The organism is Cellulosimicrobium funkei (genome assembly GCF_001019615.1).
Taxonomy (GTDB): Bacteria; Actinomycetota; Actinomycetes; order Actinomycetales; family Cellulomonadaceae; genus Cellulosimicrobium; species Cellulosimicrobium cellulans_E.
In genome coordinates, this window is record NZ_JNBQ01000005.1 from 49554 (window position 1) to 63516 (window position 13963).

10 protein-coding genes and 1 pseudogene are annotated in these 13963 nt (G+C 74.9%); 3 read left to right on the forward strand and 8 right to left on the reverse strand.

The features are described 5' to 3' along the window. Window positions 1-2: 2 nt before the first annotated feature. From FB00_RS07325 to FB00_RS07340, 4 genes and pseudogenes are all read right to left on the reverse strand, one after another. Window positions 3-1136: a bifunctional 2-methylcitrate synthase/citrate synthase gene (locus FB00_RS07325; RefSeq protein ID WP_047232254.1), complete on the reverse strand. Its 1134-nt coding sequence runs from the start codon at window positions 1134-1136 to the stop codon at window positions 3-5. A gap of 80 nt (window positions 1137-1216) precedes the next feature. Beyond that, window positions 1217-2134 carry a methylisocitrate lyase gene (gene prpB, locus FB00_RS07330; protein WP_047232255.1) on the reverse strand — a complete coding sequence of 306 codons (918 nt, stop codon included), beginning with the start codon at window positions 2132-2134 and terminating at the stop codon, window positions 1217-1219. A 104-nt stretch (window positions 2135-2238) separates the two neighbouring features. Beyond that, window positions 2239-3753 (reverse strand): annotated as a pseudogene (locus FB00_RS07335) (MmgE/PrpD family protein); the annotation flags it as partial. Between the two features lie 29 nt (window positions 3754-3782). After that, window positions 3783-4514 (reverse strand): GntR family transcriptional regulator, encoded by a 732-nt coding sequence (locus FB00_RS07340; RefSeq protein ID WP_052877526.1) that lies wholly within the window; start codon window positions 4512-4514, stop codon window positions 3783-3785. 106 nt (window positions 4515-4620) lie between these two features. Between FB00_RS07340 and FB00_RS07345 the strand changes: the two genes are divergently transcribed. Continuing rightward, entirely contained in the window at window positions 4621-5376 is a 756-nt protein-coding gene (locus FB00_RS07345) for an SDR family oxidoreductase (RefSeq protein WP_197088770.1), read from the forward strand. Continuing rightward, window positions 5373-6317: an RNA polymerase sigma factor SigJ gene (sigJ, locus tag FB00_RS07350; RefSeq protein ID WP_047232257.1), complete on the forward strand. Its 945-nt coding sequence runs from the start codon at window positions 5373-5375 to the stop codon at window positions 6315-6317. The genes FB00_RS07345 and sigJ overlap by 4 nt, the downstream gene beginning before the upstream one ends. Window positions 6318-6321: 4 nt before the next feature. Here the strand turns inward: sigJ and FB00_RS07355 are convergent, their stop codons facing one another. Continuing rightward, the gene (locus FB00_RS07355; protein WP_082141095.1) at window positions 6322-7062 is read right to left on the reverse strand and encodes a DUF2625 family protein; all 741 of its coding nucleotides are present in this window, start codon (window positions 7060-7062) and stop codon (window positions 6322-6324) included. Between the two features lie 226 nt (window positions 7063-7288). Between FB00_RS07355 and FB00_RS21980 the strand changes: the two genes are divergently transcribed. Next, complete coding sequence (locus FB00_RS21980; RefSeq protein WP_047232259.1) at window positions 7289-8761, forward strand: DUF4232 domain-containing protein; 1473 nt, start codon at window positions 7289-7291, stop codon at window positions 8759-8761. Between the two features lie 54 nt (window positions 8762-8815). On the opposite strand, the gene FB00_RS07365 is transcribed toward FB00_RS21980, so the two are convergent. From FB00_RS07365 to FB00_RS07375, 3 genes are all read right to left on the reverse strand, one after another. Beyond that, window positions 8816-10828 carry a LamG domain-containing protein gene (locus FB00_RS07365; protein ID WP_197088771.1) on the reverse strand — a complete coding sequence of 671 codons (2013 nt, stop codon included), beginning with the start codon at window positions 10826-10828 and terminating at the stop codon, window positions 8816-8818. Between the two features lie 160 nt (window positions 10829-10988). Further along, window positions 10989-12995: a cytochrome c biogenesis protein DipZ gene (locus FB00_RS07370; RefSeq protein ID WP_047232261.1), complete on the reverse strand. Its 2007-nt coding sequence runs from the start codon at window positions 12993-12995 to the stop codon at window positions 10989-10991. A gap of 157 nt (window positions 12996-13152) precedes the next feature. Then, window positions 13153-13857 carry a fasciclin domain-containing protein gene (locus tag FB00_RS07375; protein ID WP_047232262.1) on the reverse strand — a complete coding sequence of 235 codons (705 nt, stop codon included), beginning with the start codon at window positions 13855-13857 and terminating at the stop codon, window positions 13153-13155. Between the last annotated feature and the right edge of the window lie 106 nt (window positions 13858-13963).

Here is a 13963-nt window from a genome sequence, read left to right on the forward strand (position 1 = left end):
TGTCAGGGGAGGTCGCGCTGGGCGGGGCCGACGTACTGGCTGAGCGGGCGGATGAGGGCGTTGGCGGCGCGCTGCTCCATGACGTGCGCGGTCCAGCCGACCACGCGCGACGCGACGAACAGCGGGGTGAAGATCTGCGTGTCGAAGCCCATGAGGTGGTACGCGGGACCCGCCGGGTAGTCGAGGTTGGGGAGGATGTTCTTGCGCTCGGTCATCGCGGCCTCGAGCGCGACGTAGAGGTCGAGGAGGTCCTGGCGGCCGTAGTGCGCGACGAGGTCGTCGAGCGTCGCGCGCATGGTCGGGACGCGCGAGTCGCCGTGCTTGTAGACGCGGTGACCGAATCCCATGATCTTGCGCTTGTGCGCGAGCGCGTCGTCGAGCCAGGCCTCGGCACGGTCGGCGGTCCCGATCTCGGCGAACGTCGCCATGACGGCCTCGTTCGCACCGCCGTGGAGCGGGCCCTTGAGCGCGCCGACGGCGCCGGTCACGGCGGAGTGCAGGTCCGACAGCGTCGACGTGATGACGCGCGCGGTGAAGGTCGAGGCGTTGAACGAGTGCTCGGCGTACAGCACCATCGAGACCTCGAACGCGCGCACGACGGCGGTCTCGGGGACCTCGCCGAACGTCATCCACAGGAAGTTCTCGGCGTAGGACAGGTCGTCGCGCGGCTCGACGATCTGCTGGCCCCGTCGACGGCGCTGGTCGAGGGCCACGGCGGCGGGCAGCACGGCCCACAGGCGGACCGCCTTGGCCTGCTCGGCCTCGGGCGACGAGTCCTCGGCGTCCGGGTCGTGCGCGCCGAGCTGCGAGATCGCGGTGCGGACGACGTCCATCGGGTGGCACGTCGTCGGGAGCTCGAGGATCGCGTTGCGCACGTTCCCGGGCAGGGCGCGGTGCGCGCGCTCGACGGCGGTCTGCTCGGCGAGCTGCTCGGGCGTGGGGAGCTCGCCGTGCCACAGGAGGTACGCGACCTCCTCGAAGCTCCGGCGCGCGGCGAGGTCCTGCACCGGGTAGCCGCGGTAGAGGAGCGAGTTCGTGTCGGGATTGACCTTGGAGATCGCGGTGACGTCGACGACGACGCCCGCGAGCCCCTTGCGGATCTCGGGTCCCTCGGCGGTGGTCGGGGAGGTGGTCATGCGGTCACTCCTTCGTGCTGCACGGGTCGCGGGGAGATGCCGGTGCCGCGGCCCACGGGCGTGCGGCACCGGCGGGGTCGTCAGGGCCGGTAGGTGAAGATGCCCTCGTCGAACGTGTTGTAGGCGGCGTAGTCGAGCAGCTCGTAGAGGCGGGCGCGCGTCTGCATGCCCTCGACCTGCCCCGCCTGGGTGCCGGTCGCGGCGATCTCGTCGAGCGCGCGCTCGGTGGCGCCCATCGCGACCCGCAGGAGCGTGACGGGGTAGATGATCAGCCGCACGCCGGCGTCGCCGAGCTGGCGGCGGGTGAAGAGCTCGGACTTGCCGAACTCGGTCATGTTGGCGAGCACGGGCACGTCCACGGCCGACGCGACGGCCTCGAACTCCGAGAGGTCCTTCATGGCCTCGGGGAAGATCGCGTCGGCACCCGCGTCGACGAGCGCCTTCGCGCGGTCGATCGCGGCCCGCAGCCCGGCGTCACCGGGGATGGTGCCGCGGACGTCGGTGCGCGCCATGATCAGGAAGCCGGGGTCGCGCCGCGCGTCGGCGGCCGCACGGACGCGCTTGGCCGCCTCGTCGAGCCCGACGACCTCTTTGCCGTCGAGGTGGCCGCACCGCTTGGGGTTGACCTGGTCCTCGACGTGCGCGCCCGCGACGCCCGCGTCCTCGAGCGCCTGGACGGTGCGCGCGACGTTCATCGGCTCGCCGAAGCCGGTGTCGGCGTCGACGAGCGCGGGCAGGTCCGTGACGCGCGCGATCTGCTGCGAGCGCGCCGCGACCTCGGTGAGCGTCGTGAGACCGATGTCGGGCAGGCCGAGGTCGGCCGACAGCACGGCCCCCGACACGTACACGCCCTCGAAGCCCTTGTCCTGGATCAGGCGTGCGGACAGCGGGTTGAACGCGCCCGGGAGCCGCAGCGGATCTCCCGTGGTCGCCGCGGCGTCGAGCGCCGCGCGGAACGCGCGCCGCTTGTCCGACGGCTTCACCTGGCTGTACAGCATCAGCGGGCCTCTCCCTCGGTCGCAGGCTCGTCCGCCTCGTGCATGGTGAAGCCCTCGCCCTCGAACTCGGCCGGCGCCTCGCCGGCGTCGTCACGCCCCAGCTCAAACAGGCCGGTCGGGGTCGGGACGGAGTCGAGGAGCCCGGGGCGCCCGACGATCGTCAGCTCGCGCACCTCGTCCGCCGTGAGCGACGGGAGCCGCTGTGCGAGGTCGAGGAAGCGCTCGATCTCGGCGTCCTCGAGAACGCCGGCCGCGAGCGTGCGGAACTTCTTCACGTACTGCTCGCGGCCGAACGGCCGCGCCCCGAGCGGGTGCGCGTCGGCGACGGCGATCTCGCGGACGAGGCGGCCGCCGTCGGCCAGCTCGATCTCCACGCGCCCGCCGAACGCCTTCTCGGCCGGGTCGGTCGAGTGGTAGCGGCGCGTCCACTCGGGGTCCTCGGCGGTCGCGACCTTGGCCCACAGCGCGACGGTGTCGGGGCGGCCGGCGCGCTCGGGCGTGTACGAGTCGACGTGGTGCCAGCCGCCGTCCTGCAGCGCGACCGCGAAGATGTAGGGGATCGAGTGGTCGAGCGTCTCGCGCGACGCCGTCGGGTCGTACTTCTGCGGGTCGTTCGCGCCGGAGCCGATGACGTAGTGGGTGTGGTGGCTCGTGTGGATGACGATCGACGTGACGTTCTCGGGGTCGGCGAGCCACGGGTGCTCGTCGTGCAGCGCGCGGGCGAGGTCGATGAGCGCCTGCGACTGGTACTCCGCGGAGTGCTCCTTGGTGTACGTGTCGAGGATCGCGGTCTTGGGCTCGCCCGGTGCGGGGAGCACGACGTCGTACGCCGCGTCCGGGCCGTCGAGCAGCCACGCGACGACGCCGTCCTCACCCTCGTAGATCGGCTCGGGCGACGTCTGGCCGCGCATCGCCCGGTCGACGGCCTCGACCGCGACCTTGCCCGCGAACGCCGGGGCGTGCGCCTTCCACGTGGAGATCTGGCCCTTGCGGGACTGGCGCGTGGCCGTCGTCGTGTGCAGGGCCTGGCCGATCGCCTGGAACACCGTCTCGGTGTCGAGGCCGAGGAGCGTCCCGATGCCCGCGGCGGCCGACGGCCCGAGGTGCGCGACGTGGTCGATCTTGTGCCGGTGCAGACTGATCGCGCGCACGAGGTCGACCTGGATCTCGTAGCCGGTCGCGATCGCCCGCACGACCGCGGCGCCGTCGGACCCGGCGTGCTGCGCGACGGCGAGGATCGGCGGGATGTTGTCGCCCGGGTGGGAGTACTCGGCGGCGAGGAACGTGTCGTGGAAGTCGAGCTCGCGGACCGCGACGCCGTTCGCCCACGCCGCCCACTCGGGGCTCGTGCGGGTGTCGAGGCCGCAGCCGAACACCGTCGCGCCCGGCGTGTACGGGTGCGCGAGCGCCTGCCCGCGCGCCGCGACCGCGGGGCCGCGCGTGAGGCTGGCCGCAGCGACGGCCGCGTTGTCGATCACGCGGTTGATCACCATGTCGACGACCTCGGGCGTGACCTCGACCGGGTCCGTCGCGAGCTCGGCGAGCTTCCACGCGAGCTGGTCGGTGCGGTCGAGCGGCTCCGCGCTGGGGTAGACGCGCAGGTGGTGGGTGTACGGCATCGGTGTCTCCGTCGTGCGGTGGGCGGTGGTCAGGGGAGGTCGTCGGTCGCCGACCCCACGCCGCGCAGGGACTGCTCGGCGAGGGCCGCGCTGCGCTCGATGTGGGCACGCATCGCGGCCTCGGCCGCGGCGGGGTCGCGGCTCGCGATCGCGTCCGCGACGGCGCGGTGCTCGTCGACGTGGTCGGTGGTGCCGACGCGGCGGCGTGCGGCGAGCGCGCGGTACCGGTCGACGTGGCCGCGGATCTGGCGCAGGAGCGCCGACCCCCAGCGGTTGTCGGCGAGCGCCTCGATCTCGCCGTGGAACTGTGCGCCGACGCGCAGCACCTCGTCCTCGTGGTCGCGCACGGCGTCCATGAGGGTCACGAGCCGGACGAGGCGCGCGACGTCGTCGGGCGTGGCGCGCTCGCACGCGTCCCGGGCGAGCAGCCCTTCGAGGCGGGCGCGTACGTCGTAGACGCGACGTGCGTCCGCGAGGTCGAGCGGCGCGACGCGCACTCCCCCCGTCGGCAGCTCGACGACGAGCGCCTCCGCCTGGAGCAGGCGCAGCGCCTCGCGCACCGGGGTCCGGGAGACGCCGAGCTCGGCGGACAGCACGGGCTCGGTGAGGCGGGCGTCGGGCGCGAGCGAGCCGTCGATGATGCGGCCGCGGAGGAGGTCGTAGACCGCGCGGGCGCCGGACTGACGGCGCGCGAGGCCCGCGTCGCCGGGGGCCGTCGCGGCCTGCCCGACGGCGGCGCGCAGGTCGGGCGTCGTCGTCACCCGGCCATCGTGCCACACGGACTGCGCACTTGTATACAAGTGTCGGTCGCGGGTGAGCGTGTCACATCCCGGGGCGCTGCGGCGTCGTACGGGCATGAGGATCGCAGTGACAGGTGGGACAGGGACGATCGGCCGGCACGTCGTCGCGGAGCTGACCGCGCGGGGGCACGAGGTGCGCGCGCTGAGCCGGCACGCGGAGCACTACCCGGTCGACCTCACGACGGGCGTCGGCCTGGCCGCCGCGCTCGCCGGGGTGGACGTCGTGGTGGACGCGAGCAACGCGGCGTCGTCCACGGCGGCCGCGCGGGCGACGCTCGTCGAGGGGACGCGGCGGCTCCTGGCGGCCGAGCGCGACGCCGGGGTGCGGCACCACGTGCTCATCTCGATCGTGGGATGCCACGATGTGCCGATGGCCTACTACGGCGTGAAGGTCGAGCAGGAGCGGGCGGTCGCGGCCGGCGACGTCCCGTGGACGGTCGTCGCGGTGACGCAGTTCCACGAGTTCGTCGCCGGGACGCTCGCGGGCGCCGCGCGGCGCGGTGTCGTCCCGCTGCTGCGCGTCCCGGTCCAGCCCGTCGCGGCGCGGGACGCGGGCTCGGCCGTCACCGACGCCGCGGAGCGCGAGCCGCTCCGCTCGACCTCGACCGTCGCCGGGCCCGAGGTGCTCGACCTGCGGGACGTGGCGCGCGCCTGGCGTGCGGCCACCGGCTCCCGGGCGCTCCCCGTACGGGTGCCGCTGCCCGGGCGTCTCGGGCGCGCGCTGCGCGCGGGCGGCCTCACCGACCCGCACCCCGACGCGCGCGGCACGACGACGTTCGGCGACTGGCTCGCGGCACAGCGCACCGCGGCGACCGCGCGATGAGCACCGACGACCTCGCGCACTGCTTCGAGGCCGAGCGCCCGCGCCTCCTGCGCCTCGCCTACGCGACCACGGGGTCGTGGTCGGACGCCGAGGACTGCGTGCAGGACGCGTGGCTGCGTCTGCGCACCCAGGACCCCGCGTCGATCCGCAACCTCGCGGCGTGGCTCACGACGACGGTCGGCCGCCTCGCGCTCGACGTGCTCGGCAGCGCGCGCGTGCGGCGCGAGCGCTACGTCGGGACGTGGCTTCCCGAGCCCGTCGTCACCGCGCCCGGTGCGCGGTCCCCGGTCGCGTCGTCCGCCGCGACCGCGCGGGACGCCGCCGATCCCGCCGACCGCGCCACGCTCGACGAGGAGGTGAGCATGGCGCTGCTCGTCGTGCTCGAGCGCCTCTCCCCCGCGCAGCGCGTCGCGTTCGTGCTGCACGACGTCTTCGGGCTGCCGTTCGAGGAGGTGGGCGACGTCGTCGGGCGCTCCCCCGCGGCGGTGCGCCAGCTCGCATCGCGCGCCCGCAAGGACGTCGAGGCCGGACGCCCACGCGGTCGGACGTCGCGCGCCGAGCAGGAGCGCGTCGTCGAGGCGTTCGTCGCGGCGTGCGCGGGCGACGACCTGCCGACGCTGCTCGGGCTGCTCGACCCCGACGTGATGCTCCGGGGCGACGGCGGCGGCAAGGTCCGCGCGCTGCGGCACCCGGTCCAGGGCGCGCAGACCGTCGGGGAGGTCCTGCTCTCCTACCTCCGCAACCGGCCGCGCGGCGCGGGGGCCGTCGACGTCAACGGCAGCCCCGGGCTCGCGCTCGTCGACGGCTCGGGGGTGCTCACGGTCCTGGCTTTCACGTTCGCCGACGGCCGCATCGCGGCGCTCGACATCGTGCGGAACCCCGACAAGCTGGGCACGGTGCCGCCGGGGCTCCTCGACGACGCCGGCCCGTGGTGGCCCTGACCCGCTACGGCCGGTAGCCCTCGGCCGGCCAGCCGCCGTAGCCGTCGAGGTGCTCGTCGGCGTCGCGCACGTAGTCGTCGACCGGCGTCATGCGCTCGGCCATCTCGAAGTGCCAGTCGACCAGCTCGCCGAGCGGGACGGGGGTGCGCGACGACCGCGCGACGTCGCGCCCCTCCTCCGACCACAGCGGCGGGTAGAGGCTCAGCCCCTCGTCGAGGCGGACCGCCCCGATCTCGTCGTACCAGCCGGGCCACCGGACGGAGGCGTAGAACTCCGTCGTCCCGCCGCTCACCGCCCACTCGAGGAACGCGGCCTGGCCGAAGCCCAGGTCGACCCACGTGAGCGAGTCGGGCGCGAAGTAGTTGACGTTGCCGAGCTGGCCCGGGAGGCCGCCGCCGTTGATCGCGAACGTGCCGCCGAGCACGTCGTACGCGACGACCAGGACCGACGGCGCGACGCTGTCGTCACCCGGCTCGCCGAGCCCGTTGACGGTCGCGAGGTCGGGCAGCCCGGCCCCGCCCCCACCGATGATCCGCAGCCACCCGCCGTCGACGAGCACCCCGCCGGTGTGCAGCGCGAGCGCGCCCAGCGTCGAGCGGACGGTGACCTGGAGCCGGAAGAGGACCTCGAGCGACCACGCCGGGGCCGGCACGACCTCCACGCCACCGCGCCCGAGCATGCGGGAGAGCGTCGGCCAGGCGGGGTCGTCGACCGCCGCCAGCTCCGCTGCCGTCCTCACTGTCATGGCCGGATCATGCCAGATGTTGCCGGTAACCAGGAGTCCTGCTATGGAGCGGCGCCCGGCAGGTCCCCCGATGTGCTGAAAGACCGATTCGGAAGGGCTCCTGCGGCACGACCGACCACCGATCGTCCGGGCCGTCACGGTCTGGGTGTGAAGACTCGGCGGCGAGCCCGCGCAGACCGCGTCCGCGCGGTCACGCCGGGGTGTCCCTGTGGGTAGCGTCTCGGCCGTGGACGACGAGCGCACCGTACCGACGGCGGACGGCACCCACGGACCTCGACCCGCGAGCGCACGCCGGGTCCCGCGGGGCGCGGTCGCCGTCATCGCGTCGGTCGCCGGCGTGGGCCTCGCGGTCGTCGCCTCGCTCCTCGCGCCCGCGGTCCTCGACACCGCCGTGACCGACGGCCCGGCCGCGCTCCCGTCGTCGCCACCGGACGGGTCGACGGCGACGTCGCCCAGGGCGGGCGATCCGGAACAGGGGACGGAGGACATGATCGCGCTCCTCCTCGCCCTGCCGGGCGTCGAGGACGTGCAGACGAACGGGCGGGTGGGCACGTCGGCCGAGATCACGCTCGTGACCCCGCTCCCGGACCCCGAGGTCGCGCAGCGCACCGCCAGGGACGCGAGCGCGATCGTCGCGGCCGTGCCCGGGGGCGGCGCGTGGTCGCTCCGGGTCGAGGGCACGGGCCCGGGCGGCGGGACGCTCGCCGTCGAGCACGGCCCGGGAGCGGCCACCGTCCCCGGCGTCGACCCGGCCACCGGGGAGCCGCGCCCCGACCTCCTCGGGGCCGACGCGGTCGCCGACGCCGTGCGCCTCGTCGCCCACGACTCCGTGCGGCGCGTGTACCTCGCCCCGGGCGCCGCCTCGATCGACGTCCGCTCGGCCGACGACCTCGTCCCCGTCGCCGGGCTCGTGCGCGCCGAGGGCCGCGGGCTGACGAGCCTCGGCGTCGACGGCTCCGGTCTCGGCACCTACGACGGCGACGGGCTGACCGTCCCCGACGACGCCCTGCTCACGCTCCTGGCCGACGTCGCGGCGGAGCCCGGCGTGACGCAGGTCGTGCACGACGCCGTCCGCGACACGTTCCCGCAGGACCCCCTGCTCACGGTGGTCACCTCGGGCGACGCGGCCGTGGTCGCGCGCGTCCTCGACGGCGCGGCCTACCCGGGCCCCGTGCTCGCGTACCAGGTCCACGGCGCGACCGACGGCGGCGCGTCCGCGACGCGCTCCGGGTTCGTCGCGGGGGTCGCCCCGACGGCCGGGACGCACCCTGCGGGCGCGTGCGCGCCCGGCGACCTCGCGCTCGGGGCGCTGGGGTTCGACGCCGCGGCGGGGCGCCGCTTCCTCACCGTCACGGCCCGCAACGACGGCACCGCGGAGTGCGTCCTGGCCGGCGCGCCCGCGATCCGCTTCGTCGCCGACGACGGCTCGGAGACGGACGTGCTCGTCGAGCCGGACGACGACGGCCTCGCCCCGCTCACGCTCGCACCCGGCGCCACCGCCTGGGCCGCGCTCTCGTGGCGCGGCGGGTCGACGGCCGACGACCCGCCGCTCGTCACGACGCTGCTCGTGGCCCCGCACCCGGGCGACCCCGAGTCCGTCGTCGGGCTCGCGGGGATCCCCGGCGTCGGGGACGGTCTCGACCTGCTCGGCGGCGGGACGGCGACGATCGGGTCCTGGGCACCTGCCCGGACGGGGTGACGAGCTCGCGGGCTGCGGGGTCCGTCGGCGGCCTGCCGAAGGACCCCGAGAGCATCAGCTCTGGCACTCCCGGTAGATCTGGCTCTCCGAGAGCACCCCGTCGACGACCGACAGCCGGTCAACGGTCCCCCGCCAGTGGTCGGCCCAGGCGTCGCCCTCCTTCGCACGACCGATCTGGAGCGCGCCGTGCGAGGCCCAGCCGGGGCTGGTCGTGGTCGCACTGCCAGCAAGCACGTTCCCCCCATCCTTCGGGTCGTCCGGCGACCCGATCTCGCAGACGTAGAGACGGAGCACGCCGGCTCCGGCGTCGCGGACGCCGGTCAGGTGGACCCACGACCCCGGCTCGACCTCGACGCCGGAGAACGCCACGGCAGCCGCCGAGCTGTCCGCGTCGGCATCCGCGGTCCAGAACGCCCAGCACGTGCCCGACGCCGTCCCGCACGCGGGGTCGCGGCGCATGCCGAGCGCGAACGCGCTCGTCCGATCACCGTCCTGGCTCACCGCGACGCGCGTGGCCCCGGTCTCGTCGGCACGAACCGTCGCTGCGACGGAGAACGCGCCCGCCGTCGCCACGGCCGGCCCCGACGACCACGCCGCCGACGCGTCGTCCGCGACGACGAGCGCGCCGTCGTCCGGATCGAACCCGAAGTCCGCGTACACCCCGTCGCCCCACATCGTCTCGTCCGCGAGCGTGATCGCCCGGGTGCCCGTGGCGTCCCAGGTCTCGCGGCCCGCCCTCTCGGAGAACGACCACCGCGCGGGGACGGCCGCCGTCACAGCGAAGCGGTAGAGCCGCACCGGACCGGTCAGCCCGGCGGAGTCGACCGCCTGGGCGTAGATGCGCTGGCTCCCGCTGGTGGTCGGCGTGAACTCGACCCGATCGCCGGGGGCCGCCGAGCTGAGCATCCCGTCGCTGCCGAAGGAGTAGCGGATCGCCACGACGTCCGGCTCGTCGGAGGACAGGACGAAGGCGCCGCGCACGCCGACGCCTCCGGTCGTCGTGTCTTCCCGGTAGACCGCGGGCTCGCCCTCGACGGGCGTGATCACCGGCGCGAGCTCCGGCCTCACGAGATCGACGACGAGCTCGCACCGGCTCGGCTCGCTCCACGGGCCGCCGTCCGCCGTCGCTGCCCGGACCTCCCACGCGTACGCGCCGCCGTGGTGCAGCAGACCCGAGGGCACACGCATGTGGGCGACGGAACCCGCGATCATCGCGCCGTCGGTCTGCGCGGTCCACAGTTCCGCTCCCGAGGAGAGGTCCTGGACCGAGAACCGGGCGAGCAGGAGATGGTTCGCCTCGCCCGAGAGCTCCGCCGTGAGGTCAGGCGTGTCCGACCTCACGGCCGGTCGCGCCTCTCCCGTCACGCACGCGCTCACCGGGTCGGAGGTCCCGAGCGCGGTCGCCGACGCTCCCGCCGGAGGCGCGAGCTCGAGCGTCAGCGTCGTCGCGTCCCCGAGCACCGCGATGCCGGACCGCGCGCCGGAGAGACCGAGCGCCACCGGGTCGCCCGACGCAGCGGCCGCGGCGACGGGTGCGGTGACGTCCCAGGACACCACGCCCCAACGGTCGCATCGTGCGGACGAGGTCGCCGACGCCACGGCGGGTCCCCACGTCGAGGCGTGGTTCGCCCATGTGCTCGACCGGACCACCGCGCCCACCACGTGCGCCGTGACCGGGCTCGTCCGGCACTGCGCGCCCTGCACGCCGGACGTCGTCAGGGTCGCCCGAGCGACGGTCGCGCCCGCGGGCACGCCCGATGCGACGGCGTCCGTGAAGTCCCACGCGACACGCGACTCGCCCAGGACCGTGCAGAGGAGACCGGAGGCGCAGCCTCCGACGACCTGCGGGCCCTCGAAGGCGTATCCGGATGCCGACCGCGGGAGCGCCGACCGCAGCACGGTCCGTGGGACACCGTCACCGTCGAGGACGACGGGTGCACCAGCCTCGGAGGCCCCGGTGCTCGGTACCGGTACGGCGCTCGCCGTCGTCGCACCGGCGGTCAGGCCCGTGAGGGCCAGCACCACGCTCAGCAGCGCGGCCGTCGTCCCGCGCGTCGTTCGTCTCACGTCTCCCCCGATCATCCCGCTCGCCGTTCCTCGGCGAGGTCCCCGCGTGCCCCTGGGTCGTCCTCGACCAGGTCCTCGCGCGGCGGCTGGCGGAAATGTACACCGGCAGCGGGCACCGCCGACACGGCTGTTCGGGCGATCGCGGCACGGCCCTCGGAACTCACCCGAACGTCGCGGTGAACACCTGGACGCCGGGCGGGACGTCGAGCTCGACGAGTCCTTCCGTCGGGCCGTCGCCCTCCAGGACGGGGTAGAGCGTCGGGCTGCCGGAGACGTCGATCTCGCGGGTCGTGGTCCGCCCGTCCTTCGTGACGCGCGCCGTGACGGTGCCCTCGCCGCCGAGCACCGTGAACACGTCGGTCGAGCGGTACGCGAGGCGCACGCGCGCGTCGTCGGACACGGCGGTCGCGCCCTGGAAGTCGACGTCCCACGTGCCGCCGAGCGAGAACGTGTCCTGCCGCTGGTCGTCGGCGAGCGTGAAGTCCTGCTGCCCCGCGGCGTAGCGCGGCTCGCCCGCGTAGTTGACGACGCGCTTGATCGAGAAGTAGGTCTCCGGCGTCGTCTCGTCCTGCGGCGTGGTGTCGCCGACGGCGGTGGGCGCGGGCAGCTCGACGCCCGGGTTCGCGTCCTCGAGGAGCTCGCGAACCAGGCGCTCGGTGTCCTCGTACCCGCCCTCCCCGAAGCGGATGTGACGCACGGTCCCGTCGGCGTCGACGAGGTACTGCGCGGGCCAGTAGCGGTTCCGGTAGGCGGTCCAGGTCGCGTACGCGTTGTCCTGGGCCACGGGGTAGGTGACGCCGAGGTCCTGCGCGCCCGCGACGACGTTGCGCGTCTCGCGCTCGAACGCGAACTCGGGCGTGTGGACCCCGACGACCTCGAACCCCGCGCCGACGTCGCGGTACCGGTCGTACCAGGCGTTGACGTGCGGGATCGCGCGCTGGCAGTTGATGCAGGAGTAGGTCCAGAAGTCGACCAGCACGACCTTGCCGCGCAGCCCCTCGAGCGTCAGCGCCTCGCCGCCCGGGGTGTTGAGCCACGTGTCGATGCCACGCAGCTCCGGGGCGGTGCCGCAGTCCTCGAGCACGGGCGCGCCGTTCGAGCAGTTCGACAGCTCACGGTTCTCGTCGGTGACGAGCCCGCCGAGGTCGAGCGCCTCGCGCACGGCGTCGTTCTCGTCGACCCGCTGCTGGAGCGCGCCCGTGTAGTCGGGCAGGGCGCGCTGGAGCGCGGCGGGAAGGTTGAGCGCGAGCGCACCCGCGAGCGCGATCATCACGACGCCGCCCGTGACGCGGATGCCGCGCGTGTGTCGCTGGAACCCGCGGACCCGCTCCGCGACACGTCGCCCGGCGAGCGCGAAGACGAGGAGCGGGACCGCCGCCCCGACCGCGAACGACACCGTCAGCGCGACGGTCCCCGGGCCGATGTTCCCCGTCGCCCCCGCCACGGTGATCGCCGCGAGGACGGGCCCGGCGCACGGCACGTACAGCACGCCGAGGCCGAGGCCGAGCACGAACGCCCCGCGGTCCTGTCGGGCGGCGCCGCGTCGTGCCCCGAGCGCCGCGATCCGCCGGAACGGCCGCTCCAGGACCTCCTCGACGCGCGGCACGATCATCCCCACGCCGATCGCGACGAGGAGCACGATGCCCGCCCAGCGCAGCAGGTCCTGCGGGAGCCCGAGCGCGGTCAGCAGGAGGGAGCCGAGGAGCGTGAAGACGCTGAAGCTGAGGACCAGGCCCGCGATGACGAGGTAGGGGCGCCACGAGCGGCGCGCGGCCCGCCGGGACGCACGGCGCCCGGGTCCGCCGTCGACCGGGGTGGCGGGCTCCGCGGCGTCCCCCGTCGACAGGTCGAGGGCGAGCGTCCCGCCGCGTGTCGGCCGCGCCGTGACCTCCCGCGTCCCGGCGGCCTCCTGCGCGCCGCCCGGGCCGCCCCGGCCACGCAGCCCTGCCGCCGGGCGGCCGCCGACGCGGACCGCGTCGGGGACGCCCGCGAACAGCCTCGGGGAGACGCCGCCCGTCCCGGGCTCCGAGGTGCCCGACGGCGGCTCCCCCGTGCGCGCGCCCTGCACACCGCCCGCGAAGAAGATGACGGGCAGCATGGGCAGGATGCACGGCGAGACCCCCGTGATGAGTCCCCCGAGCAGGCCGATGACGATGAGCGTCTCCATGCCCGGGGTTCGGACCGGCGGCCCTCGCGGATGGGTCCGCCGCGCGCCGAGGGGCCGTCGCCGGGCGCACGACGACGGCCCCGACCGTCCGGTCGGGGCCGTCGGGACCCGCTCGCGCGGGTCCACCGCGCGCCCGCTTCTGGACGCGCCGGGAGGGTCACATGGTCGGCATGAGCACCGAGTCGACGAGGTACACGGTCGCGTTCTGCGTCATCACGCCACCGCACACGACGGCCGCGTCGTTGACCATGAGCTCGTCGCCCGAGCCGGTCACCTCGACCGTGCCGCCCTCGACGGTCTCGTGCTCGCCGACGACCTGGTCGGGCGTGAGCTGGCCGGGCACCACGTGGTACGTGAGGATCTTCGTCAGCGTGTCGGAGTCCGTCTTCAGCGAGTCGAGCGTCGCGGCGTCGATCTTCGCGAACGCGTCGTCGACGGGGGCGAACACGGTGAACTCGCCGCCGTTGAGCGTGTCGACGAGGTTGACGTCCGGGTTGAGCTCGCCCGAGACGGCCGCGGTGAGCGTCGTGAGCAGCGGGTTGTTCGACGCCGCCACGGCGACGGGGTCCGTCGACATCCCGGTGATCGACCCGGCGCCGTCGGGCACCTGCTCCGCGTAGGCGGCACAGCCGGGGCCCACGAGGTTCGCGGCGGGGTCGGCCGCCATGTCGTCCGAGCCCTCGGTCGAGTCGTCGGTCATGTCGTCGGACGTCGAGTCGTCCGTCATGGTGTCCTCGGCCTGGGAGTCGGCCGTCGTCGAGTCGGCCCCGGTGTCCGAGTCCGAGCTGCACGCGGACAGGCCGAGCACGGCGAGCGTGGCGATGCCGGCGACGGCGTACGACGTGCGGGTGCGAACGTTCATCGGTCTCTCCTCGGGTCGTCGCCCCGCCGGTGCGGGGCGTCATGCCGAGGGTTCGGAGCGCCGCCCCGGGTGGATGGGTCGGGATCGGCACGAGTTTTCTCGCGCG